This window comes from Kibdelosporangium persicum (assembly GCF_013280595.1).
GTDB classification, from domain to species: Bacteria; Actinomycetota; Actinomycetes; order Mycobacteriales; family Pseudonocardiaceae; genus Kibdelosporangium; species Kibdelosporangium persicum.
The window spans coordinates 1-23,294 of the sequence record NZ_JAAATY010000030.1 but is presented as its reverse complement, the minus strand read 5'-3'; the positions used below and the strand labels follow the sequence as shown (position 1 = coordinate 23,294).

At 67.8% G+C, this 23,294-nt stretch carries 31 protein-coding genes; 27 read left to right on the top strand and 4 right to left on the bottom strand.

Annotated elements, in window-relative coordinates; translation table 11 throughout:
• Nucleotides 1–2 precede the first annotated feature (2 nt).
• The 24 genes from rplN to truA all read left to right on the top strand — a co-directional run bounded on the left by rplN (nt 3) and on the right by truA (nt 14,206).
• Nucleotides 3–371, top strand: a complete 369-nt coding sequence (gene rplN / locus GC106_RS36780) for a 50S ribosomal protein L14 (protein WP_173140160.1) — start codon at nt 3–5, stop codon at nt 369–371.
• A gap of 2 nt (nt 372–373) precedes the next feature.
• Nucleotides 374–691 carry a 50S ribosomal protein L24 gene (gene rplX, locus GC106_RS36775; RefSeq protein WP_033384250.1) on the top strand — a complete coding sequence of 106 codons (318 nt, stop codon included), beginning with the start codon at nt 374–376 and terminating at the stop codon, nt 689–691.
• Nucleotides 692–693: 2 nt separating this feature from the next.
• The gene (rplE, locus tag GC106_RS36770; RefSeq protein WP_173140158.1) at nt 694–1,257 is read left to right on the top strand and encodes a 50S ribosomal protein L5; all 564 of its coding nucleotides are present in this window, start codon (nt 694–696) and stop codon (nt 1,255–1,257) included.
• A gap of 3 nt (nt 1,258–1,260) precedes the next feature.
• On the top strand, nt 1,261–1,446 hold the full coding sequence (locus GC106_RS36765) for a type Z 30S ribosomal protein S14 (RefSeq protein ID WP_033384211.1): 186 nt from the start codon (nt 1,261–1,263) through the stop codon (nt 1,444–1,446).
• Nucleotides 1,447–1,526: 80 nt separating this feature from the next.
• Nucleotides 1,527–1,925 carry a 30S ribosomal protein S8 gene (rpsH, locus tag GC106_RS36760; RefSeq protein ID WP_173140156.1) on the top strand — a complete coding sequence of 133 codons (399 nt, stop codon included), beginning with the start codon at nt 1,527–1,529 and terminating at the stop codon, nt 1,923–1,925.
• An 18-nt stretch (nt 1,926–1,943) separates the two neighbouring features.
• Nucleotides 1,944–2,483 (top strand): 50S ribosomal protein L6, encoded by a 540-nt coding sequence (rplF, locus tag GC106_RS36755; RefSeq protein WP_173140154.1) that lies wholly within the window; start codon nt 1,944–1,946, stop codon nt 2,481–2,483.
• A gap of 1 nt (nt 2,484) precedes the next feature.
• Entirely contained in the window at nt 2,485–2,889 is a 405-nt protein-coding gene (rplR, locus tag GC106_RS36750; RefSeq protein WP_173140152.1) for a 50S ribosomal protein L18, read from the top strand.
• 40 nt (nt 2,890–2,929) lie between these two features.
• Nucleotides 2,930–3,574 carry a 30S ribosomal protein S5 gene (rpsE, locus tag GC106_RS36745; protein ID WP_173140150.1) on the top strand — a complete coding sequence of 215 codons (645 nt, stop codon included), beginning with the start codon at nt 2,930–2,932 and terminating at the stop codon, nt 3,572–3,574.
• Between the two features lies 1 nt (nt 3,575).
• Nucleotides 3,576–3,761, top strand: coding sequence for a 50S ribosomal protein L30 (rpmD, locus tag GC106_RS36740; protein ID WP_173140148.1), 186 nt, complete (start codon nt 3,576–3,578; stop codon nt 3,759–3,761).
• Nucleotides 3,758–4,204: a 50S ribosomal protein L15 gene (gene rplO / locus GC106_RS36735; RefSeq protein WP_217281432.1), complete on the top strand. Its 447-nt coding sequence runs from the start codon at nt 3,758–3,760 to the stop codon at nt 4,202–4,204. The genes rpmD and rplO overlap by 4 nt, the downstream gene beginning before the upstream one ends.
• A 384-nt stretch (nt 4,205–4,588) precedes the next feature.
• Nucleotides 4,589–5,158, top strand: a complete 570-nt coding sequence (locus GC106_RS36730; RefSeq protein WP_173140144.1) for a hypothetical protein — start codon at nt 4,589–4,591, stop codon at nt 5,156–5,158.
• A gap of 19 nt (nt 5,159–5,177) precedes the next feature.
• On the top strand, nt 5,178–5,726 hold the full coding sequence (gene idi / locus GC106_RS36725) for an isopentenyl-diphosphate Delta-isomerase (RefSeq protein ID WP_173140142.1): 549 nt from the start codon (nt 5,178–5,180) through the stop codon (nt 5,724–5,726).
• Nucleotides 5,727–5,893: 167 nt separating this feature from the next.
• Nucleotides 5,894–7,195, top strand: coding sequence for a preprotein translocase subunit SecY (gene secY / locus GC106_RS36720; RefSeq protein WP_173140140.1), 1,302 nt, complete (start codon nt 5,894–5,896; stop codon nt 7,193–7,195).
• Nucleotides 7,192–7,740 carry an adenylate kinase gene (locus GC106_RS36715; protein ID WP_173140138.1) on the top strand — a complete coding sequence of 183 codons (549 nt, stop codon included), beginning with the start codon at nt 7,192–7,194 and terminating at the stop codon, nt 7,738–7,740. Before secY ends, GC106_RS36715 begins: the two co-directional genes overlap by 4 nt.
• A 41-nt stretch (nt 7,741–7,781) precedes the next feature.
• Nucleotides 7,782–8,552 (top strand): type I methionyl aminopeptidase, encoded by a 771-nt coding sequence (gene map, locus GC106_RS36710; protein WP_173140318.1) that lies wholly within the window; start codon nt 7,782–7,784, stop codon nt 8,550–8,552.
• Between the two features lie 232 nt (nt 8,553–8,784).
• On the top strand, nt 8,785–9,207 hold the full coding sequence (locus GC106_RS36705; protein WP_173140136.1) for a DUF1707 SHOCT-like domain-containing protein: 423 nt from the start codon (nt 8,785–8,787) through the stop codon (nt 9,205–9,207).
• A 163-nt stretch (nt 9,208–9,370) separates the two neighbouring features.
• Nucleotides 9,371–9,592: a translation initiation factor IF-1 gene (infA, locus tag GC106_RS36700; protein WP_033384191.1), complete on the top strand. Its 222-nt coding sequence runs from the start codon at nt 9,371–9,373 to the stop codon at nt 9,590–9,592.
• Between the two features lie 35 nt (nt 9,593–9,627).
• The gene (gene rpmJ, locus GC106_RS36695; RefSeq protein ID WP_010148647.1) at nt 9,628–9,741 is read left to right on the top strand and encodes a 50S ribosomal protein L36; all 114 of its coding nucleotides are present in this window, start codon (nt 9,628–9,630) and stop codon (nt 9,739–9,741) included.
• 145 nt (nt 9,742–9,886) lie between these two features.
• On the top strand, nt 9,887–10,267 hold the full coding sequence (rpsM, locus tag GC106_RS36690) for a 30S ribosomal protein S13 (RefSeq protein WP_173140134.1): 381 nt from the start codon (nt 9,887–9,889) through the stop codon (nt 10,265–10,267).
• A gap of 200 nt (nt 10,268–10,467) precedes the next feature.
• Nucleotides 10,468–10,872, top strand: a complete 405-nt coding sequence (rpsK, locus tag GC106_RS36685) for a 30S ribosomal protein S11 (RefSeq protein WP_033384187.1) — start codon at nt 10,468–10,470, stop codon at nt 10,870–10,872.
• A 23-nt stretch (nt 10,873–10,895) separates the two neighbouring features.
• Nucleotides 10,896–11,501: a 30S ribosomal protein S4 gene (rpsD, locus tag GC106_RS36680; RefSeq protein WP_173140132.1), complete on the top strand. Its 606-nt coding sequence runs from the start codon at nt 10,896–10,898 to the stop codon at nt 11,499–11,501.
• 87 nt (nt 11,502–11,588) lie between these two features.
• Nucleotides 11,589–12,650 (top strand): DNA-directed RNA polymerase subunit alpha, encoded by a 1,062-nt coding sequence (locus GC106_RS36675; RefSeq protein ID WP_173140130.1) that lies wholly within the window; start codon nt 11,589–11,591, stop codon nt 12,648–12,650.
• Nucleotides 12,651–12,695: 45 nt separating this feature from the next.
• Nucleotides 12,696–13,379: a bL17 family ribosomal protein gene (locus GC106_RS36670; RefSeq protein WP_173140128.1), complete on the top strand. Its 684-nt coding sequence runs from the start codon at nt 12,696–12,698 to the stop codon at nt 13,377–13,379.
• Nucleotides 13,380–13,429: 50 nt separating this feature from the next.
• Entirely contained in the window at nt 13,430–14,206 is a 777-nt protein-coding gene (gene truA, locus GC106_RS36665; protein ID WP_217281430.1) for a tRNA pseudouridine(38-40) synthase TruA, read from the top strand.
• A 289-nt stretch (nt 14,207–14,495) separates the two neighbouring features.
• Here truA and GC106_RS36660 read toward each other — a convergent pair whose 3' ends face one another.
• From GC106_RS36660 to eccE, 4 genes are all read right to left on the bottom strand, one after another.
• Nucleotides 14,496–15,671 carry a S8 family peptidase gene (locus GC106_RS36660; RefSeq protein ID WP_173140126.1) on the bottom strand — a complete coding sequence of 392 codons (1,176 nt, stop codon included), beginning with the start codon at nt 15,669–15,671 and terminating at the stop codon, nt 14,496–14,498.
• 212 nt (nt 15,672–15,883) lie between these two features.
• Nucleotides 15,884–17,431, bottom strand: a complete 1,548-nt coding sequence (locus GC106_RS36655; RefSeq protein ID WP_173140124.1) for a S8 family serine peptidase — start codon at nt 17,429–17,431, stop codon at nt 15,884–15,886.
• A 143-nt stretch (nt 17,432–17,574) separates the two neighbouring features.
• Nucleotides 17,575–18,246, bottom strand: a complete 672-nt coding sequence (locus GC106_RS36650; RefSeq protein WP_173140314.1) for a hypothetical protein — start codon at nt 18,244–18,246, stop codon at nt 17,575–17,577.
• 59 nt (nt 18,247–18,305) lie between these two features.
• Nucleotides 18,306–19,490, bottom strand: coding sequence for a type VII secretion protein EccE (eccE, locus tag GC106_RS36645; RefSeq protein WP_312873186.1), 1,185 nt, complete (start codon nt 19,488–19,490; stop codon nt 18,306–18,308).
• A gap of 414 nt (nt 19,491–19,904) precedes the next feature.
• Here eccE and eccB point away from each other — a divergent pair, with 414 nt between their 5' ends.
• The 3 genes from eccB to GC106_RS36630 all read left to right on the top strand — a co-directional run bounded on the left by eccB (nt 19,905) and on the right by GC106_RS36630 (nt 23,131).
• On the top strand, nt 19,905–21,503 hold the full coding sequence (gene eccB, locus GC106_RS36640; RefSeq protein ID WP_173140122.1) for a type VII secretion protein EccB: 1,599 nt from the start codon (nt 19,905–19,907) through the stop codon (nt 21,501–21,503).
• 162 nt (nt 21,504–21,665) lie between these two features.
• Nucleotides 21,666–21,980, top strand: coding sequence for a hypothetical protein (locus GC106_RS36635; protein WP_173140120.1), 315 nt, complete (start codon nt 21,666–21,668; stop codon nt 21,978–21,980).
• Nucleotides 21,977–23,131 (top strand): WXG100 family type VII secretion target, encoded by a 1,155-nt coding sequence (locus tag GC106_RS36630; RefSeq protein ID WP_173140118.1) that lies wholly within the window; start codon nt 21,977–21,979, stop codon nt 23,129–23,131. Before GC106_RS36635 ends, GC106_RS36630 begins: the two co-directional genes overlap by 4 nt.
• The last annotated feature ends 163 nt before the right edge of the window (nt 23,132–23,294 follow it).

The following is a 23,294-nucleotide window of genomic DNA, read 5'->3' as shown; positions in this document are numbered from 1 at the left end:
CAGTGATCCAGCAGGAGTCGCGGCTGCGCGTCGCCGACAACACCGGTGCGAAGGAGATCCTCTGCATCCGGGTGCTCGGCGGTTCGGGTCGGCGCTACGCGGGCATCGGCGACATCATCGTCGCCACCGTGAAGGACGCCATCCCGGGTGCCGGCGTGAAAAAGGGTGACGTGGTGAAGGCCGTCGTGGTCCGCACCGCCAAGGAGCGTCGTCGTCCGGACGGTTCGTACATCCGGTTCGACGAGAACGCCGCGGTGCTCATCAAGAACGACACCGAGCCGCGTGGTACCCGCATCTTCGGCCCGGTCGGCCGTGAGCTGCGGGACAAGAAGTTCATGAAGATCATTTCGTTGGCGCCGGAGGTGCTCTAGTCATGAAGGTGAAGAAGGGCGACACGGTCGTCGTCATCGCCGGCAAGGACAAGGGTGCCAAGGGCAAGGTCATCCAGGCCTACCCGAAGGACAACAAGGTCCTGGTCGAGGGCGTCAACCGGATCAAGAAGCACACCAAGATCACTCAGACCCAGCGTGGCGCGCAGTCCGGCGGGATCGTGACCCAGGAGGCCCCGATCCACGTCTCCAACGTCATGGTCGTCGCGGACGGCAAGGCCGTCCGCGTCGGGTACGAGACCAACGACGAGGGCCGCAAGGTTCGCGTGGCCCGCGGCAAGGGCAACGGGAAGGAGATCTGATCATGACTACGGCTGAGAAGACCATCCCGCGGCTCAAGGCCCGCTACCGCTCCGAGATCGCTCCGGCACTGCACAAGGACTTCTCCTACGAGAACGTCATGCAGATCCCGGGTGTCGTGAAGATCGTCGTGAACATGGGTGTCGGTGACGCCGCCCGTGACGGCAAGCTGATCGAGGGCGCGGTCCGCGACCTGGCCACCATCACCGGCCAGCGTCCCGAGGTTCGCAAGGCCCGCAAGTCCATCGCGCAGTTCAAGCTGCGTGAGGGCATGCCGATCGGTGCGCGCTGCACCCTGCGCGGCGACCGGATGTGGGAGTTCCTCGACCGGCTGCTGACCATCGCGCTGCCGCGTATCCGTGACTTCCGTGGCTTGTCGCCCAAGCAGTTCGACGGCAACGGCAACTACACGTTCGGTCTCAACGAGCAGTCGATGTTCCACGAGATCGACCCAGACTCGATCGACCGTCAGCGCGGTATGGACATCACGATCGTGACCACCGCCGTCAACGACGACGAAGGCCGGGCGCTGCTCAAGCACCTGGGCTTCCCGTTCCGGGAGAACTGATCCATGGCCAAGAAGGCGTTGATCCACAAGGCCGCGCAGAAGCCGAAGTTCAAGGTTCGCGGCTACACCCGCTGCCAGCGCTGCGGTCGCCCGCACTCCGTGTTCCGCAAGTTCGGCCTGTGCCGGATCTGCCTGCGGGAGATGGCACACCGCGGTGAGCTGCCCGGCGTGAGCAAGTCCAGCTGGTAAAGGCGAACCCGCCTCTACCTCCCATTTCGCTGTAGGCCCCGCGCGTGGGGAACCGCAGTGAGAAAGGTTGACAGGTCACCATGACGATGACCGACCCGATCGCAGACTTCCTGACCCGTCTGCGCAACGCCAACTCGGCGTACCACGACGAGGTCGTGCTGCCGCACTCGAAGCTCAAGCAGAACATCGCCGAGATCCTCAAGCGTGAGGGCTACATCGCCGGCTACCGCGCGGAGCAGGGTGAGAAGAGCAAGCTCCTGGTGGTCGAGCTGAAGTACGGCCCGAACCGTGAGCGCAGCATCGCGGGCCTCCGCCGGATCTCCAAGCCGGGTCTGCGGGTGTACGCGAAGTCCACCAACCTTCCCAAGGTCCTCGGCGGCCTCGGCGTGGCGATCATCTCCACGTCGACCGGCCTGGTGACCGACCGGCAGGCCAACAAGCAGGGTGTGGGCGGGGAAGTCCTCGCCTACGTCTGGTAGGAGAAGGGGAGGAAAGGCATGTCCCGCATCGGAAAGCTGCCGATCACCGTCCCCTCCGGGGTCGACGTCCAGATCGACGGTCAGACGGTCAACGTCAAGGGGCCCAAGGGCACTCTGACGCACACCATTGCCGAGCCGATCACCCTTGAGCGTGCCGAGGACGGCACTCTGCAGGTGAAGCGGCCCAACGACGAGCGCCAGAACCGGGCCCTGCACGGCCTGACCCGGACGCTCGTCAACAACCTCGTCGTCGGCGTCACCGCCGGTTACGAGAAGAAGCTTGAGATCCACGGCGTTGGTTACCGTGTCGCACTCAAGGGCACGGAGCTCGAGTTCTCGCTCGGCTACAGCCACCCGATCAAGGTGCCTGCTCCTGAGGGCATCACCTTCGCGGTCGAGACGCCCACGCGGTTCTCGGTCAGCGGGATCGACAAGCAGCTCGTCGGTGAGGTCTCGGCCAACATCCGCAAACTGCGCAAGCCCGACCCGTACAAGGGCAAGGGTGTCCGCTACGCGGGCGAGAAGATCCGCCGCAAGGTCGGAAAGACGGGTAAGTGACATGAGCGAAGCAACCACTGCTGCCAAGCGGAAGCCGGTCGGCAAGGACATCTCGACCCGCCGTCGCGTTGCCCGCACGCGCCGTCACTTCCGGCTCCGCAAGAAGATCAGCGGCACGCCGGCCCGTCCGCGCCTCGTCGTCAACCGGTCCTCGCGGCACATCGCCGTGCAGCTGATCGACGACCTGGCCGGTCAGACCATCGCCGCGGCGACCTCCTTCGAGGCCGACGTGCGTGCGCTGGACGGCGACAAGAAGGCCAAGGCCGCCAAGGTCGGCCAGCTGATCGCGGCCCGCGCCAAGGACAAGGGCGTCGACAAGGTCGTGTTCGACCGGGGTGGTTACGACTACCACGGCCGGATCGCGGCGCTCGCCGACGCGGCCCGTGAGGCGGGGCTGGAGTTCTGATGAGCACCCGCGAAGCAATCGAGAACGGAAGGAACACCTGATGCCGGGACGTACACGGCAGGGTGGCGGCTTCGGCGGTCAGCAGGGTGGTCAGGGCGGCAACGACCGCGGTGACCGTCGGGACCGCCGGGATCGCCGCGACGGTGGCCGTGGCGGCGCGGCCCAGGAGAAGACCCCGCACCTCGAGCGCGTGGTCGCCATCAACCGCGTGGCCAAGGTCGTGAAGGGTGGTCGTCGCTTCAGCTTCACCGCCCTGGTGGTTGTCGGCGACGGCGACGGTCAGGTCGGCGTCGGCTACGGCAAGGCCAAGGAGGTGCCCGCCGCGATCGCGAAGGGCGTGGAGGAAGCCAAGAAGAACTTCTTCCGCGTGCCCCGGATCGCCGGCACCATCCCGCACCCGATCCAGGGTGAGGACGCCGCGGGCGTCGTGCTCCTGCGTCCGGCGAGCGCCGGTACCGGTGTCATCGCCGGTGGCCCGGTGCGTGCGGTGCTGGAGTGCGCCGGTGTGCACGACGTGCTGTCGAAGTCGCTGGGCAGCGACAACGCCATCAACATCGTGCACGCGACCGTCGCCGCGCTGAAGGGCCTGCAGCGTCCGGAGGAGGTGGCCGCCCGCCGCGGTCTGCCGCTCGAGGACGTCGCCCCCGCCGCCATGCTGCGTGCGCGTGCACAGGCTGGAGCGTGACATGGCGAAGCTGCAGATCACCCAGGTCAAGAGCAAGATCGGCACCAAGCACAACCACCGCGAGTCGCTGCGCACCCTCGGGCTGCGCAAGATCCGCCAGAGTGTGGTGCGTGACGACACCCCCGAGGTCCGTGGCCTGATCCACGCGGTCCGGCACCTCGTGGTCGTCGAGGAGGTCAACGACTGATGGCCATCAAGCTGCATCACCTGCGCCCGGCCCCGGGTGCCAAGACCGACAAGATCCGCGTCGGCCGTGGTGAGGGCTCCAAGGGCAAGACCGCCGGCCGCGGCACGAAGGGCACCAAGGCCCGCAAGAACGTGCCCGCCCGGTTCGAAGGTGGGCAGATGCCCATCCACATGCGGCTGCCGAAGCTCAAGGGCTTCAAGAACCGCTTCCGCGTGGAGTACCAGATCGTCAACGTCGGCGACCTGGCCACGCTGTTCCCCGAGGGCGGCAAGGTCGGCATCCTCGACCTGGTCAACAAGGGCGCGGTCCGCAAGGGCCAGCTCGTCAAGGTCCTCGGCGACGGCGACATCGCCGGTGTGAAGCTGGACGTCACCGTCCACGCCTTCTCCGGCAGCGCCATCGAGAAGATCACCAGCGCCGGTGGAACCATCACCAAGCTGTGAGACATAGCTGAAAAGGCCCGCCAGGAAACCCCTGGCGGGCCTTTTCGGTGTCCCGGGCGTGGTGCCCCGCCCCAGCCGACCGCCACCGCACAGTCGAAGCCACGACCGTGTCCACCATTCCAGCACCCCGAAATTCCCCCACCGGCACCCTGAAATGCACGTTCCGGCACCGTGAGATGCGTGTTCCGGCACCCTGAAACACCCGTTCCGGCACCGTGAGATGGCCGCCGCGCCCTTCGCTGCGATTTCGGGGTGCCGGAGTGGTCAACTCGGGGTGCCGGAACGGTGGACACGGGGTGCCGGAACGGTGGACACGGGGTGCCGGAACGGTGGACACGCCCGGCCGTGATCCGGTTGTGTTGTGGGCCTGTCACGCTCTGTGCCATGTGGCAACCGCGACGCCTGACCGGCTCCCTGCTCGCCCTGGTGGCGGCGATCCTGCTGCTCGTCTCGCCGTTCTTTCCGCTGTTCGTGGGCGATTTCCGGGCCAGGGCCACCGAGTTCAGCATGATCATCACCGGCTGGGGGTTCGACACCGACGCGCCCCAGCGGATCGGTGCCGTCGCGGTCAACGCCTACGGGCTCATCTTCTCCGCGGTTCTGCTGTTCCTGGCGACCATCGTGACCTTCGGAGGCGCCCGGCGGACCGCCTCGCCGAGCAGCCGCCGCATCGCCGCCACGGTCATGGCTGTCGCGGCGGCGTTCACGCTCGGCGTCGCCGTCTCCGTATTGCCCCAGCTCACGAACTGGATCGACACGTTCCGGCCGGTCGGGGCGGCCGCGTCGGCCACCGTCGACACGGCCGTCGGCCTCGGGTTCTGGATGATGGCCGTCGGGACGATCCTGGCGCTCGCCGCCACTGTCCTGGCCGTGCTTCCGGTCCGCGACAGCGAGCCCGTGACCCCGGCGTACGGAATCCCGGTGCAGAGCGAACCACCACCGCAGACGCCCTGAACAGATACTGTCTGTGCTCATGGAGCAGGTCGTCCTTCTAGACGAAGCCGGAAACGCCATCGGCACGGCTGACAAGGCAACGGTCCACCACGAGCAGACCCCGCTGCACCTCGCGTTCTCGTCGTACGTCTTCGACGAGCGGAACCGCTTCCTGCTGACGCGCCGGGCGCTCGGCAAGCGCACGTGGCCAGGAGTCTGGACCAACTCGTGCTGTGGCCACCCGGCGCCCGGCGAGGCGATCCGTGACGCCGTTGTCCGCCGCCTGAAGGACGAACTCGGTCTCGAAGTGGAGACGATCGAGCTCGTGCTGCCGAAGTTCCGCTACCGGGTCGCCATGCCGGACGGCGTTGTGGAGAACGAGATGTGTCCCGTGTACCGGGTCACGGTCACCGGCGATCCACACCCTGACCCCAGCGAGGTCGACGACTTCGAGTGGGTTTCCTGGCCGCCCCAGCGAGAACTTTCGCCGTGGGCCGAACTGCAGTTGCCCCAGCTCAAGGCGCTTGGTGACGATCCACTACGGTGGCCGGTCGGGGACCCTGCCGATCTGCCGCCCGCGGTGCGCTGATCAATGCGCCGGACGGGGGGTGCGGAGCCCCTATGTGAGGCTGTTAGAGTCGAGGACACGCTTCGGGACAAATGTGCCCCGAAGCGTTCGTGGCTTGTGTTCCCGCCGGTGCAACCACCGGCCCATTCGTTCGCCGGCGCGACGCCGGTGACGCGAGGAGGTCTTGCGTGCTAGGCGCCTTCCGCTCGGCTCTCGCGACGCCGGATCTGCGCAAGAAGATCCTGTTCACACTCGGGATCATTGTGCTGTACCGGGTGGGTGCGCTGCTGCCTTCGCCGGGTGTGTCCTACCCGAACGTGCAGAAGTGCATCGCCAACGTCCAGCAGGACGGCATCTACTCGCTGCTGAACCTGTTCAGCGGCGGCGCGTTGCTGCAGCTGTCCGTTTTCGCGCTGGGCATCATGCCGTACATCACGGCGAGCATCATCATCCAGCTGCTCACCGTGGTCATCCCGCGGTTCGAACAGCTGAAGAAGGAAGGCCAGGCGGGCCAGGGCAAACTGACCCAGTACACCCGCTACCTGACGATCGCGCTGGCGATCCTCCAGGCCACCGGCATCGTGGCGCTGGCCGACCGCGGTCAGCTGTTCGGTGAGTGCCAGGACGACATCATCCCTGGCGACAAGATCTTCACGCTGATCCTCATCGTCATCACGATGACCGCCGGTACGGCCGTCATCATGTGGCTGGGCGAGCTGATCACCGAGCGCGGTATCGGCAACGGCATGTCGCTGCTGATGTTCGTCAACATCGCGGCGCGCATCCCCTACGAGGGCAAGATCATCTGGGACAAGGGCCCGATCACCTTCACCGTGATCTGCTTGTTCGGCCTGGCCATCATCGCCAGCGTCGTGTTCATGGAGCAGGGCCAGCGCCGGATCCCGGTCCAGTACGCCAAGCGCATGATCGGCCGCAGGATGTACGGCGGCACCTCGACCTACCTGCCGCTGAAGGTCAACCAGGCCGGTGTCATCCCGGTGATCTTCGCGTCCTCGCTGCTCTACCTGCCCGACCTGATCTCGCGGCTGATCGGTGGCAGCCAGGACTCCGGCTGGCAGCGGTTCATCCAGCAGTACCTGGTCCAGCAGGACAGCTGGGTGCACATCCTGGTCTACTTCGCGTTGATCATCTTCTTCACGTACTTCTACATCACCATCACGTTCAACGTGAACGAACGTGCCGAGGAGATGCGGAAGTTCGGCGGGTTCATCCCCGGCATCCGCCCGGGCCGCCCCACGTCGGAATACCTGAACTTCGTCCTGCAGCGCATCACGCTGCCCGGCTCGATCTACCTCGGCATCATCGCGATCCTGCCCAACTTCTTCTTGTCGGTGACAGGTACGGGGAACAACCAGAACTTCCCGTTCGGCGGTACCGCGGTACTGATCATGGTCGGCGTCGGCCTCGACACCGTGAAGCAGATCGAGAGCCAGCTGATGCAACGTAACTACGAAGGGTTCCTCAGGTGACACGACTCGTTCTGGTCGGCCCGCCGGGCGCGGGCAAGGGCACGCAGGCCGGGACGCTCAGCGACAAGCTCGGCGTGCCCCACATCTCCACCGGCGACCTGTTCCGTGCGCACATCGCGAACGGAACAGAGCTCGGCCGCAGTGTCCAGGCGTACCTCGATGAGGGCCAGCTGGTGCCCGACGAGGTCACCAACCAGATGGTCCGCGAGCGCCTGGCGGAGCTGGACACCAGGGACGGCTTCATCCTCGACGGCTTCCCGCGCAACATCCCGCAGGCCGAGGTGCTGGCGGAGATCCTCGCGGTGTCGGGGCACAAGCTGGACGCGGTCGTGGAGTTCCAGATCGACGAGGACGTGGTCGTCGCCCGGCTGCTCGGCCGGGGCCGCAAGGACGACAACGAGGAAGTCATCCGGCACCGCCAGCACGTCTACCGCTCGGAGACCGAGCCGCTGTTGAACTACTACCGCGACATCGTGGTGACGGTCGACGCGGTCGGTGAGGTCGACGAGGTCACCGACCGCGTGCTCAACGCGCTGGGCAAGTGAGCAGGGGTGGTCTGCTCGGCATGTTGCGCGGGCGCCAGTCGATGATCGAGATCAAGTCCCGTGGCGAGCTCGAGGCGATGCGGGCCGCGGGCATCGTCGTCGCCCGCACGCTGGACCTGCTCACCAAGGCCGTGCGGCCCGGCGTGAGCACGGCCGAGCTCGACGAACTGGCCGAGCAGACGATCAGGGACGCCGGTGCCGTGCCTTCCTTCAAGGGCTACCACGACTACCCGGCGTCGATCTGCTCGTCGGTGAACGAGCAGGTCGTCCACGGCATCCCGGCGGCCGGGCAGGTGCTGGCCGAGGGTGACCTGATCTCGATCGACTGCGGTGCGATCCTCGACGGCTGGCACGGCGACGCGGCGGTGACCGTGGCCGCCGGCACCATGCGGCCCGAGGACGTCCAGCTGTCCAACGCCACTCGTACCGCGCTCTACGCGGGCGTCGAAGCGCTCGTGGTCGGTGCTCGTCTGTCGGACGTCTCCCACGCCATCGAGCAGTCCATCCTGCGCTCAGCGAAGGCGGACGGCGTCAAGTACGGCATCATCCGCGACTACGGCGGCCACGGCATCGGTACGGAGATGCACATGGAGCCGTACCTGTCGAACTACGGCAAGCCCGGCAAAGGCCCTCGCCTCGTCGCGGGCATGGCCATCGCCGTCGAGCCCATGCTGTCCCTCGGTGACCACCGCACGGACGAACTCGACGACGGCTGGACCGTCGTGACCGTCGACGACTCCCGCGCCGCCCACTGGGAGCACAGCGTCGCGATCACCGACGACGGCCCCTGGATTCTCACCGCCCCCGAATAGTCGGTGTGTCCACCTTTCTGACATCGTGTCCACCTTTCCGGCACCATGAAATTCCTCCTCGCGATCAGCAGCGGGAATTTCGGTGTGCCGGAAAGTGCGACACGGGGTGCCGCAATGGTGGACACGGGGTGCTGGAAAGGTGGACACGGCGGGGGCGGGGTAGGGGCAACCCCACCCGAAGCGTAGGGGTTACGCCATCCACCTGCGGGTCTTGCCCGAGGACGATGATTCGGTGACCGATGACTTCGCTCCCGACCTGATCCGGGTGACCGACCTGGACCGCAAGGCCACCGAAGCCAGGTTGCGGGTGGCGCACGCCAACGGCAGCCTGACCCTGGACGAGCTGGACGAACGTCTGGCGAACCTTTGGTTGACCAGGACCCGCCGGGACCTTGCCGACCTGGTCCGGGACCTGCCCGCGCCGCCTGCTCCACCGCCGCCACCGGCACCGCCCAAGCCGGACAAAGCGCGCACGGCCATGAAGGTACTGACCGCCATCTGGCTGTCCGTCAGCGCCGTCAACCTGGTGATCTGGGTCATGGTCTCGCTGCTCAGCCTGGATGTCGCCTATCCGTGGTTCATCTGGCCGTTGCTGCCGCCAGGGGCCGTTCTCGGCGTACTCTGGTGGTCTGGAGTGGGACGTACCCGCAGCTAGGACCCCCGATTTGGGGTCCGCTGGCCGGGTGCGTACACTGGTTTGGTGGCGCGTTCGTAGCGCCGGTCTCGTCGTGCGGTTTTTTCAACTGATGAACCCTCGCGTGTCCGGTTCTGGTCGTGCCCGAGTACGAAGTAAGTCACCGTCACGAAACGCGGAGGACATGGGCAAGAAGGACGGGGCCATCGAAGTCGAGGGTCGCGTGGTCGAACCCCTCCCCAACGCGATGTTCCGCGTTGAGCTGGAGAACGGTCACAAGGTTCTCGCGCACATCAGTGGCAAGATGCGGCAGCACTACATCCGTATCCTGCCTGAGGACCGGGTCGTCGTGGAGCTTTCGCCGTATGACCTGACCCGTGGGCGCATCGTCTACCGCTACAAGTAGTGACCTTTACCAGGCTTGAACAGGAGAGCTGAGGCGTGAAGGTCCAGCCGAGCGTCAAGAAGATCTGCGACAAGTGCAAGGTGATCCGCCGGCACGGTCGCGTCATGGTGATCTGCGAGAACTTGCGTCACAAGCAGCGCCAGGGCTGACAACAGCACAAGAGGACCTCCTATGACCTGCCGGATCACACGGATCCGGCGCACCCCCGGACTCCAGGCCGGGGCCCGGGCTCACCGAGTCATCCCGGGGCGGTCAGGGAGCAGACCTGGAGACGACTAAGGAGAAAACGCCGAAATGGCACGACTCATGGGCGTCGACCTCCCCCGCGAGAAGCGGTTGGAGATCGCGCTGACCTACATCTTTGGCATCGGGCGTACCCGCTCCAAGGAGCTGCTGAACGCGACCGAGCTGTCTCCCGACCTGCGCGTCCGGGATCTGTCCGATGAGGACATCCTGAAGCTCAGGGACTACATCGAGGAGAACTTCAAGGTCGAGGGTGACCTCCGCCGCGAGGTCCAGGCCGACATTCGCCGGAAGATGGAGATCGGCTGCTACGAGGGCCTGCGCTGGCGTCGTGGTCTGCCCGTCCGCGGTCAGCGGACCAAGACCAACGCGCGTACCCGCAAGGGCCCGAAGAAGACGGTCGCCGGCAAGAAGAAGGCCGGAAAGAAGTGAGCCAGTACTGCGGTCGGACGCTCAAGCTCGTCACGCAGTCGCGGCGTGGCCGGTCCGCCATGCGGGCCACCCTCGTCGCTCCGCAGAACGCCCGCCCAGAGGCGCTGCGGGACCTGTACCTCGACGCCGGTACTCGCATCCGGCGCGGGTCTGTCGCTCCTTCACCCACTCGCGCTTCCAAGTAGGAGAAACCCGAAGCAATGCCACCCAAGTCTCGTACTGGCGCCGTCAAGAAGGTGCGGCGCAAGGAAAAGAAGAACATCTCGCACGGGCACGCCCACATCAAGAGCACGTTCAACAACACGATCGTGTCGATCACCGACCCGCAGGGCAACGTGATCAGCTGGGCCTCCAGCGGCCACGTCGGCTTCAAGGGCTCGCGCAAGTCGACGCCGTTCGCCGCCCAGATGGCCGCGGAGAACGCCGCCCGCAAGGCCGCCGAACACGGCATGAAGAAGGTCGACGTGTTCGTCAAGGGCCCGGGCTCCGGCCGGGAGACCGCGATCCGTTCGCTGCAGGCAGCCGGCCTCGAGGTCGGCACGATCCAGGACGTGACCCCGCAGCCCCACAACGGCTGCCGCCCGCCCAAGCGGCGCCGGGTCTGAGGCACGGGGAGGAGTAAGAACACATGGCTCGTTACACGGGACCCGCGACGCGTAAGTCGCGGCGGCTCAAGGTTGACCTCGTCGGCGGCGACAAGGCGTTCGAGCGCCGCCCCTACCCGCCCGGCCAGCACGGCCGCGGCCGGGTCAAGGAGAGCGAGTACCTGCTCCAGCTGCAGGAGAAGCAGAAGGCCCGCTTCACCTACGGCGTGCTCGAGCGTCAGTTCCGCAAGTACTACGACGAGGCCGTCCGCCAGCAGGGCAAGACCGGTGAGGTCCTGCTCCAGCTGCTGGAGTCGCGTTTGGACAACGTGGTGTACCGCGCGGGCCTCGCGCGCACCCGTCGTCAGGCGCGCCAGCTGGTCAGCCACGGTCACTTCCTGGTCAACGGCGTGAAGGTGAACGTGCCGAGCTACCAGGTCACCAAGTTCGACATCATCGACGTGAAGCCGAAGTCGCTGCCGACGCTGCCGTTCGAGGTCGCCAAGGCGACCATGGGCGACCGCCCGGTGCCGGCGTGGCTGCAGGTCGTCCCGTCGAACCTGCGGATTCTCGTGCACCAGCGGCCGGAGCGGGCGCAGATCGACGTGCCCGTCCAGGAGCAGCTGATCGTCGAGTTCTACTCGAAGTAAGACGCGTTGACGCCCCGGCGTTCGGATAGCGCCGGGGCCGCCATTCCAGGCATCAAATAGCGGGTGCCTCAGGGAAGGAACCAGAAAGTGCTTATCTCTCAGCGTCCCAGCCTCGCCGAAGAGCCGGTGAGCGAGACCAGGTCCCGGTTCGTCATCGAGCCGCTGGAGCCTGGCTTCGGTTACACGCTCGGCAACTCGCTGCGCCGGACCCTGCTGTCCTCGATCCCGGGGGCCGCGGTCACCAGCATCCGCATCGACGGTGTGCTGCACGAGTTCACCACCGTTCCCGGGGTGAAGGAAGACGTCACCGACATCATCCTGAACCTCAAGGAGCTCGTCGTCTCGTCCGAGGAGGACGAGCCGGTCACCATGTACCTGCGCAAGCAGGGCCCTGGTGAGGTCACCGCCGGAGACATCGTGCCGCCGGCCGGTGTCACCGTGCACAACCCCGATCTGCACATCGCCACGCTGAACGGCAAGGGCAAGCTGGAGATCGAGCTGGTCGTCGAGCGGGGCCGTGGTTACGTGCCCGCGGTGCAGAACAAGCAGGCCGGTGCCGAGATCGGCCGGATCCCGGTCGACTCGATCTACTCGCCGGTGCTCAAGGTGACCTACAAGGTCGAGGCGACTCGTGTCGAGCAGCGCACGGACTTCGACAAGCTGATCCTGGACGTGGAGTCCAAGCCGTCGATCACGCCGCGCGACGCGGTGGCGTCGGCAGGCAAGACCCTGGTCGAGCTGTTCGGCCTGGCGCGTGAGCTGAACGTCGACGCCGAGGGCATCGAGATCGGCCCGTCGCCCGCGGAGGCGGACACCATCGCCGCCTACGCGATGCCGATCGAGGACCTCGACCTGACGGTCCGGTCGTACAACTGCCTCAAGCGCGAGGGCATCCACACCGTGGGTGAGCTGGTTTCGCGCAGCGAGGCCGACCTGCTGGACATCCGCAACTTCGGTGCGAAGTCGATCGACGAGGTCAAGATGAAGCTCGTCAGCCTCGGCCTCGCGCTCAAGGACAGCCCGCCCGGGTTCGACCCGACCGCCGCGGCCTCGGACTACCCGGCCGACGGCACGTGGGCCACCGCGGACACCAGCGTCGACACCAGCCACGACGACGGCCAGGACTACGCCGAGACGGAGCAGCTCTGAGTCCCTTGTGGACGCTCAAGAGCGGACATATCTAGGAGCTAGGAAATGCCCACCCCCACGAAGGGTCGCCGCCTCGGCGGGTCTCCGGCGCACGAACGGATGTTGCTGGCCAACCTGGCCACCTCGCTGTTCACGCACGGCCGGATCACGACCACGGAGGCCAAGGCCAAGCGGCTGCGTCCGCTGGCCGAGCGCCTGATCACCAAGGCCAAGCACGCGCACCTGGCCAACGAGGAGTACGCCAAGGCGACTCCCGAGGCCGAGCGCAAGGACAAGTACAGCGAGAGCGGCTTCAAGACCAGCCCGGCCGCGCTGCACCACCGTCGCGAGATCACCAAGGTGATCCGCGACAAGGACGTCGTGCACCGGTTGCTGGCCGAGATCGGCCCGTTCTTCGTCGACCGGGACGGTGGCTACACCCGCATCGTCAAGACGTTGCCGCGCAAGGGCGACAACGCCAAGATGGCGATCATCGAGCTGGTCAACGAGAAGACCGCGACCAGCGAGGCGGAGAAGGCCCGGGGCACCCGGTTCGCCAGGGACGCCAAGAAGACCGAGACCACCGAGACCACCGAGGCGGCGGCCGAGGCCGACGCCGACGTGACCAAGGTCGAGGACCAGGACGCCGAGGCGCCGGAGTCGGCGACCAAGGACGCCGCCGAGGAGCCCGCCGAGGGCGCCGAGGACAAGGCCGACGAGGACAAGGCTGAGAAGAAGGACGAGTCCTGACGGATCAGCTCGACCAGGAGCCCGTCGCCCCCACCGGGGACGGCGGGCTCCTGCGCGTACGCCTGGACATCTCCTACGACGGCACGGACTTCTCCGGCTGGGCCCGTCAACCCGCCCGCCGTACGGTGTGCGGGGTCCTCGAGGACACTTTGGCCCAGGTCCTGCGCCTCCCGGAGGTCCGCCTGACCGTCGCGGGCCGTACCGACGCGGGCGTGCACGCGACCGGCCAAGTGGCCCATGTGGACCTGCCCGCCGTGCCGGAGGCGTACCGCCTGAACCGAGCCTTGCCCGGTGACATCAGGGTTCTGGGCGTTTCCGAGGTCTCTCCCGACTTCGACGCCCGGTTCTCCGCGCTCCGCAGGCACTACACGTACCGCGTGTCCGACGCGGTGGTGGAGCCGTTGCAGCGCAACCACATCGTGGCGTGGCCACGCCCTCTCGACGTGTCGCTGATCAACGCGGCCGCCCGGACTTTGCTGGGAACACACGACTTCGTGGCGTTCTGCAAGCGCCGCGAAGGCGCGACGACCATTCGCGAGCTGCAACGCCTTTCCTGGCACCGCTCAGGTTCGGTGCTGGCCGCCGAGGTCTCGGCGGACGCCTTCTGCCACTCCATGGTCCGCAGCCTGGTAGGCGCGCTTCTGGCCGTCGGCGAAGGCAAGCGTCCCGTCGACTGGCCCGCCAAGCTGCTCACCGCCGCCGCCCGCTCCAGCGAGGTGACCGTGGCCCCAGCCCACGGCCTGATCCTGACCAAAGTGGACTACCCAGCCGACGCCGACCTCGCCAGGCGGGCCGCCGAGACCCGCAACGTCCGCACCCTCGCCTGACCTCCCACGCGTGTCCACCATTCCGGCACCCCGAGATGCACGTTCCGGCACGGTGAAATTCCTGTTCCGGCACCTTTGAGCGAGGCTTGGGTTTGGTGGTCGGCCGGATTGGACTACCGGCGCAGTGAGTCAAACTGCTCGACTCGTTACCAGTTCGGCTGTTTTCGTCGGCACCGCTCGCGGGTTCGACCTGCCATGCCGGAGCCGCAGTCACGCGTCCTTGGTGCCCGGCTGGATAGCCGGAGACGCTCCTGTGCAGGGTCAGGAGCGTCTCCGGCTTGCCGGGGGGTTACTGCTGGACGAACAGCAGGCGGTTCGGGGAACCCGAACCCGGGCTGGTCACCACGTTCGGGGTGGAACGCTGGATCAGCGCGCTCTGCACCGCCGCCGGGGTGGCGGAGGTGTTGGCCGACAGGTACAGCGCGGCGGCGCCGGCGACGTGCGGGGTCGCCATGGAGGTGCCGCTGATGTTGTTGGTCGCGGTGTTGCTGGTCGCCCATGCCGAGACGATGCTCTGGCCCGGCGCGAAGATGTCCGTGCAGGTGCCGTAGTTCGAGAACGAGGCGCGGGCGTCGGAGCTCGTCGACGCGTTCACCGTGATGGCCTCGGTCACGCGGGCCGGTGAGGAGTTGCACGCGTTGGTGTTGGAGTTCCCGGACGCGATCGCGTAGGTGACGCCCGCGGCGATCGAGCGGCGCACGGCGGCGTCGATCGAGGTGTTGGCGCCGCCACCGAGGCTCATGTTGGCCACGGCGGGCTTGCGGTGGTTGGCGGTCACCCAGTCGACACCGGCGACGACCTGAGCGGTGGTGCCGGAGCCGGAGCAGCTGAGCACGCGCACCGCGTAGAGCTGCACGCCCTTGGCCACACCGTAGGCGGTGCCGCCGACGGTTCCGGCGACGTGGGTTCCGTGGCCGTGGCAGTCGTTGGCGGTGCCGCCGGAGGTGATGGCGTCGAAGCCGGTCCGGGCGCGTCCACCGAAGTCGTTGTGCGTCAACCGGATGCCGGTGTCGATGATGTACGCGTTCACGTTCGACGCCGTGGTCGGGTAGGTGTACGCGTTGTTCAGGGGCCGGTTGCGCTGGTCGATCCGGTCAAGACCCCACGACGGCGGGTTGTTCTGCGTGGCGGTGATGCGCACCATCTGGTCGGCCTGGACGTACTCCACCGCCGGGTCCGCGGCGAGGCGACGGGCCTGCTGGGCGGTCATGTCCGCGGCGAACCCGTTCAGCGCGGCCTGGTAGGTGAACTTGACCGCACCGCCGTACTTCTTGGTCAACGACGCCGCGTTCTCCGGCGTGTTCTTCAGCGCGACGATGTAGGAGTTCGGCACCACGTCTGCCGCGTTGGCGTCGAGAATCGTGCCTTCCGCGGCGTGCGCCGGCGTGGCCAGTCCGATTGTCGCGGCGAACAGCACCGCGATTCCGGCTGTGCCCGTGAAGCGGGCAGCCTTCAGTACTCGCATCCTCTGGTCTCCTTCTTGCAGGGCGTGCGTCGGCTTTTGGCTCGTTCGCACGGGATGAAGGGAACGGACTACACATTTGCCCGCGACCACGGCATGACGCAAGAGAGTGGCGTAACTTCGCTGGGTCACGTATCCCCAGAAAGGATTTCTGGGAATGAATTGGCCCGTCCGGCGGGCAAGTAATTACGCCGGACGGGCCAATCGGCCAGGCGTCAGATCGTCAGTGTCCACTTGTTGATCGTGCCGACGTCCGCCCGTGCGGTGTCCTGCACGCGCAACGTCCAGGTCCCGTTGGCGTCTTCCGGCGACAGGTTCACCGCGTACGTCTCGACCACGTTGTCCGCGCTGTCACCGGAACTGGCGGCCTTCAGGGTGCGGACGGTTCCGTTCGGCGACACCAGGTCGATCTTCAGGTCGCCGCGCCACGTGTGCGTGATGTCCACGGCCACCTTGCTGGCGGCCGACCCCTTCTTGCCCGCGCACTCGGAGACCGCGATGGTGCTGGTCACCGTGCTCAGGTCCGGGATCGGCACGTCGGTGTCGTTGGTCTTGCTCGCGCAGGTGACCGGCGGCGGCTCGGTGCCACCGGCGCCGGTGTACAGCAGCTTGTTCGGCGAGCCGGAGCCCGGGCTGGTTACCTTGTCGCTGCTGGCGGCGCTGACGAGGGCGCTGCTGACCTGGGCGGGAGTGGCGGTGGGGTTGGCCGACAGGTAGAGCGCGGCGGCGCCGGCGACGTGCGGGGTCGCCATGGAGGTGCCGCTGATGTTGTTGGTGGCCGTGTCACTCGTGCTCCACGACGACACGATGCTCTGCCCCGGGGCGAAGATGTCGGTGCAGGTGCCGTAGTTGGAGAACGAGGCGCGTGCGTCGTTGTTCGCGGTGGCGTTGACGGTGATGGCCTCAGGCACACGAGCGGGCGAGTAGTTGCATGCGTTGGCGTTGGAGTTGCCCGACGCGATCGCGTACGTGACACCGGCAGCGACGGAGCGCTTCACGGCGTCGTCGAGCGCGGTGTCGACGCCGCCGCCCAGGCTCATGTTGGCGACCGCGGGCTTGACGGCGTTCGCGGTGACCCAGTCGATGCCGGCGACGACCTGAGCGGTGGTGCCCGAACCCTGGCAGTTCAGCACGCGCACCGCGTACAGCTTGACGCCCTTGGCGACGCCGTACTGGGTGCCGCCGACGGTTCCGGCGACGTGGGTTCCGTGGCCGTGGCAGTCGTTCGCGGTGCCGCCGGAGGTGATGGCGTCGAAGCCGGTGACCGCGCGACCGCCGAATGTCTGGTGGCTCAAGCGAATGCCGGTGTCCAGGATGTACGCGTTCACATTGGACGCCGTGGTGGCGTACGTGTACGCGTTGTCCAGCGGCAGATCACGCTGGTCGATCCGGTCCAGGCCCCACGAGGGAGGGTTCTGCTGGGTGTCGGTGATTCGGAGCGTCCGGTTCGCCTGGACGTACTGGACGGCCGGGTCGGCGGCCAGCCTGCGGGCCTGCGCCTCGGACATTGTCGTGGCGAAGCCGGTCAACGCGGCCTTGTACTTGTGCGTGACGCTGCCGCCGTACTTCTGGCCAAGCGCCTCGGCGGTCTGCTGTGCGTTCTTCAGAACGACCACATAGGAGTCTTTGACCACGTCGGGAGCGTCCAGCCCCAGAATCTGGCCTTGTGCCGCCGACGCCGGTGCCGCCAGCCCGACCGTCGCCGCGGCCAGTGTGACGACCCCGGCGATGCCCGTTCTCCGGGCAGCCCGAATTACACCCATCGTCAGATCTCCTTCGAGCAGGGCGTGCACGGCCCCGGGTGCCCTCGCGGCCGCGCACGGTGGGAAGGACGATCATCAGAGTGAACGGTGACCAGGTGATGACACAAGGTCACTCCGGGGGTTTACATTTTCCCAGAAAGGTGTCAATCTCCGCGCCGAATGGGGCCGAGAATCTGTTGTTCCCGCTGAGTGGTGATCAACCGCAACGGCCGCCACAAGTTCGCGCCCAACGCCACGACCTGGTCATCCTGCAGTGAGGTCAGCTGGTTGACCATGGGCGGCGGCAGCCGCCAAATGCGCTGGGCGAGCTGCGCCTGGCCCGCCGGAAGTCGTTGCATAAGCACAAGATCAGCCGCGTTCGCGGTCGCCCCGGCCTGGGGGTGCAAATACGGCAAAACGTAGATCGTGGTCTGCCACGGCGTTCTCGGCGGGAACAGTTCCTGCGGGGTGGGACCGCCGTCGTGCACCACGAGCAGCGGACTGTCCTCGGTGGGCCGGGGCAGTTCCACGGGGCTGAGCCTGCGGATCTGCACCAGCGGCACCGGACGGCCGTCCGGGCCGGTGCCCGCGGCCTTGGCGAGTACCTGCCACTTGGTCGGCCGTCCGGTGGCGATCACCACCCACGCGCCGACCGACATCGCCCGCAGCGCCGTCTGCAGCGCCAGGTACAGCCCGCCGACCAGGACGATCCTGGTCGGCGCCGGGCGCAACGCCGAGACCATCAGCGGCTCGCCCGCCTGCATGCCCTGGCCGAGCACCATGCCACCGCGGTCGCCGGACGGGCTGACGTGGTCGAGCATTTCCGGCGACACCATGAACTCCGGCGCGACGCCCTTGTTCAGGCCCTTCGCGTCCACCAGCCGGCTGGAGCCGCTCACACCGCACCTCCCAGCGGCAACGTGGCTGCGAGACCGGCGACTTGCAGGCCGCGCAACGGGGTCAGGGTGATGCCGAGCTTGTCCGAGATCGCGTCGAGCCGCTCGTCGGCGTGGTCGAGCTCGGCGGGCGTCCGCGCGCTGACGCGGACAAGGCCACGCACGCCGATCTGGTTCTCCTCGACACCAGGCGACAGCGACAGCGCGATCGTCGACGACAACGCCCGCACACCGGTCAGGGCGTTCAGGGTCGTGGCGACCTTGCCGTTGGGCCAGCCGGTGATCGCGTAACTCGCGTGCCCCACGCCGGCCGCGGTCACACCCGACCACTTCTCCTGCAGGCTCACCCGCGTGTTGTTGCCGGCGACCGCGGTCAGCTCGGCCGAGGTGATACCGGCCTTCAGCAACTCGTCCGGGTCCAACGGCCGCGTCGGCACGCCACGCGACTCAAGAGCGTTGCGGACACGGGAAAGCGCGCCGATCAACGCGCGATGCGCACCGACGACACCGCCGCCGCGCTCACGAACCGCCGCGGGACAACGGCTCGGGTCAAGGCGGATGGCGACCCACGTGGTCCGCCGCGCGGCCGCGGGCAACGGCCCGAGCACCTCCAGGTACGAGGCGAGCGCTGGCGAGTTGGGCGGCAGCGACGTGCTTCCCGGGTAGCAGTGCCAGATCACCTGGATCGCGTCGAGCACCACGCCGCGGTCCTCCAGGCACGGCGCCAAGGCGCTGAGCGGCAGGCTCGGCGTCGTCCCGACCTGGGTGACCAGGCTCGGCGCCGGGTCGACCAGCAGCACGGCGGTCCACGTGCCGTCGTGCCAGGCCAGGCCGAGCGGATTGCGCTCATGATCCTGTGCGTGCGCCACAACGAGATCCGGCACGGCCAGCCGCAGTAACGCGACGCGCGCGTCCTCAGGGCCGGTGACGGTCGCGGCGCTGTCGGCGGCGACCTGCTCCATCGAGATCGGCGCTGAGGGCTTCGTCACGCGCCCGTGCGACCGGAACGTGTACCGCGTGGTCAAGCTCACCCACTGCGGGAACCACCGGCCGCGCCACCGGATGAACGCGAACAGCAGCGCGACCAGGACCACACCGGCGGCCACGTACAGCAGGTCCGTGTCGACCGCCAGCAGGATCAGGCCGATCGCCAGGCCGAGTTCGACCACGACGAGGTTGGTCACGGGCAGCGCGCCGAGGCTCGCGCCGGTCGTCCGCCTGCGGGCGGAGATCGGCACCTTGGGCGGGGCGGGCTGCTGCGCCGGGCCGGTGCCACCCGGTGGCGTGCCGCCAGGCGGGCGCTGGCCCGGTGGTGGACCGGACGGCGGCCCAGGCGGGCCGGGTGGGCGTCCACCAGGAGGCCTGCCGCCGGGTGGCGGCCCTCCCGGTGGCCCCCCGGGCGGACCGCCGCCGCCAGGCGGACGTCCCCCGGGCGGTGGCATGCCAGGGCGTGGAGGCGTGGTCACCGACATCCCTATCCGTCTCTTCCCCTCGATCTTCAGCTGGGTGGCGCCAGTTGCCCGGAACCACCCGCCCGTCGCCTTCGGTACGGCTATCCTGCGGAACCGTACCGCGACAGGGAGAGCTGCAGGCCGAGAATGCCCTCAACACCGACGACAAAGTCTCAGGTTCAGGCGTATCGCTTCGTGCTGCGAAGGATGCAGTCCGCGCTGGTCCGGAAGGACGCAGTGATGCTGCACGACCCGATGCGCACGCACACGCGTGCGACCGCCGTCGGGTTCATCCTCGCCGCGGTCGGTGTGCTCGGGTTCGTGATCGTGGGATTACTGTCACCCAAACCGGCCGTCCCGGAGAGCGGGATCATCATCGCCGAGCCGTCCGGCACGGTGTACGTGGTCTCCGGCACCCCGAAGACGCTGACCCCGACGTTCAACCTGGCGTCCGCCCGGTTGCTGATGCTGGCCCAGCAGAACCAGGGCCAGAACAACGGCGGCGGTTCGGAGAACGTCGACACGCCCGCGCAGCCGCCGGGACCGCCGACCGTGATCGCGGACAAGGACCTCAAGGACATCCCGAAGCGCCAGCTGACCGGGATTCCGAACGGCCCGCAGCTGCTGCCCGCCGACGACCAGCGGATCTCGGACAACTGGGCGGTGTGCGACCGGATCGTGATCGACCGTTCGCTGCCCGATCCCCAGCAGCAGACCGGCATCGAGACCACGGTGCTCGGCGGCGTCAGCGACCTGGGCAGGGAACTGCAGCAGGGTGAGTCGCTGCTGGTGAAGGCGGCGAACAACAAGACGTACCTGGTCTACCGCACGCCGAGTGACGTCAACGAGCGCAACTCCAACGCGGTGCGCGCCGAGGTCGACCTCGACAAGCCGTCGGTGGTGTCGGCGCTCAAGCTGGACAAGAACGCGGTGCGCGCGATCAGCACCGGCATGCTGAACTCCATCCCCGAGGTGACGGCGCTCAAGGCGCCGACGTTCTCCGGCGGCAGCACGTCGGTCGACCTCGGTCTGCAGACCGGCGCGGTGTTCGCTGTGCCCAACGCGGGCAACCGCGACTACTACGTGGTGCACAGCGACGGCATCGAACGGATCAAGTCGACGACCGCCGACCTGATCCGGTACGAGAAGTCGGCCAGCGGCGCCAGCATCCCGGACATCTCGCCGGACCGGATCGGCCCGCAGACCGTCCAGGACCGCATCGACGACAAGCTGTCCCCGGAAACCCCGCCCGGCGTGCTGCAGGCGCAGGCCGCGGGCAGTTCGGTCGCATGCCTCGGCTGGAGCCTGCAGGGCGCGGGCGACGCGCGCGACGGCCGCACGGCGCTGCACATCGGCGGCGAACTGCCGCTGCCGAAGGACTCGACCGGCGCCGCGATGCGGCCGCTGAAGATCGCGACGCCCGCCGCGGACGGCCAGAAGATCGACAGCTTCTTCATGCCGCCGGGCCGGGCCGCCGTGGTCAGGGGCTCGTCGTCCAAAGCGGACTTCGACCGTGGCCCGATCTACCTGATCTCCGACCGTGGCGTGAAATACGGGATTCCGGACACCCGGACCGCGGGAGCGCTCGGCCTGGAGAAACAGACCCCGGCGCCGGACTCCATCGTCCGGCTGCTGCCGGACGGGGCCTCACTGAACGCGCGGGATGTCAACCGTAGCTTCGACTCCGTGCCATTGGACCCGTCAGCGGGCACAGTGGAGACACCGACCTCGCAGCAACCGAATTAGGCCTGACCCGCCGCGACGAGAACTCAAGATCAGCAAGCACCCCTGCCTGTCAAGGGCAGGGGTGCTTGCTGCAACGACCCGGACAAATCCGGCGATCGCGGAACCGGCGCGTCCCGGCGGACGTCGGACCCGGCAAAACAGTTGTCGCTGGGGAGGTCACTCGTGGCCGGTGTGAAGATCGATCCGGACGCAGTCGCCCGCTATGCCAAGACCATGGCCAAAGGTGCGGATCGGCTGGACGGCTCGGCCAAGGCCCTGAAGGGCGGGACGCTCGGCGCCGAGGCCTTCGGTGAGCTGGGACGGCAGGTGCGGACGGCCGAGGCGTACTCCCGTGCGGCGAACACCCTGAGCGATCAGCTGGCCAGGGCGATCGAGACGTTGCACGCCGCCTCGGACACCCTGGCGAATGTGGCGGAGCAGTACAAGTCCGGCGATCAGGACACCGTCAGGACGATCACCCGGGCGGAGCACCGATGAACCGGATCGACGCCACGGACCTGTTGCTGGGCATCGTCCCCGGCGAACCCGACCCGGTGCCTCTGCCCAAGCGCAAACCGGTTCCCGAGCCCGCGCCACCGTCGGACGGCGGCCCGGACGGCAAGGACATCGAGAAGGACGTCAGCGGGTACCTGGACTACCTGTCGCAGCTGTGCCGGGATCTCGGCGTGCCGGACATCGTCGAGGAGTACTTCGCCCCGGTCGTCGGCCGCTGGAGCGCGATGCACGAGGAGGCGACGCGCTGGCGTGCGGCGGCCAAAGTGGCCGACGAGGTCACGGAAAGCCTGAACAAACCGCTGGGCGCGCTCGACGCGGCGTGGGAGGGCCGGACCGCGGACTCCTTTGTGGACTACATGCAGACGGTCGGCCTGGCGGGCAACGACTTGTCCGACGCGATGCACGCGATGGCCAAGGTGCTCGACAGGACCGCCGACGGCATCCGCGAGATCGTGACGGAGCTGGGCAACGTCCTCGCCGACACGGCCGCGGCCGGTGCACAGTCGATGAACGACGAACGGACCCGCCAGCACATCGACGCCATGCGCAGGCCCGCACGGGAGTTCTTCGAGTCGGTACGGCAGGTGCTGGAAGCGTTCGTCAGCCTGTGTGACGGCATCGACGGCTCGAAGGCCTTCGACCAGGTCAAGATGGCGCACACGTACCCGGCGCAGAACTGGACCGCGAACATCGACGTGCCCGCCCCGCCCACCGCGGAACCCAAGCCCGCGCAACCCGCCGCGGCCCCTGCCGGTTCCGGTGGCTCCGCTGGTGGCGCTGGTGGTTCCGCGTTCCCTGCCGGAGGTGCGGGCGGCGGCCCGGCAAGCGGTTCCCCCGCTGCGCCGGCGCCGCAGCCTCCGCCGGGGCCCGCTGTGTACGCCGCCATCGGCGAGGTGAACCCGGCCCAGCCGGCCCAGCAGGCCGCCGCGGCCGCGGCGCCGGGCAAAGCCGGTCCCGCGGGCGGCATGGGCATGGGCGGCATGATGGTCCCGCCGATGATGGCAGGCGGTGCGCCGGGCGGCGGAAACCAGGACCACACCAACAAAACCCGCGTCGCCGGTGATCCTGGTGAGATCTTCGGCGAGCCGGGGGACGCTTCCCCGCCGGTGATCGGCGAGGAGGACGATCGCTAGTGTCCTGAGTCATTAATTCGCGCGCAGTGTGTAGGGTGTGGCATGCCTAACCCGAAGCTGCCTGAGTTGGTGTTGTCGGGCGTTGAGACACGGACGTTGCAGGGGTGGACGCGGCGCCGCAAGACGGCGCAGGCGTTGGCGTTGCGGTCTCGGATCGTGTTGC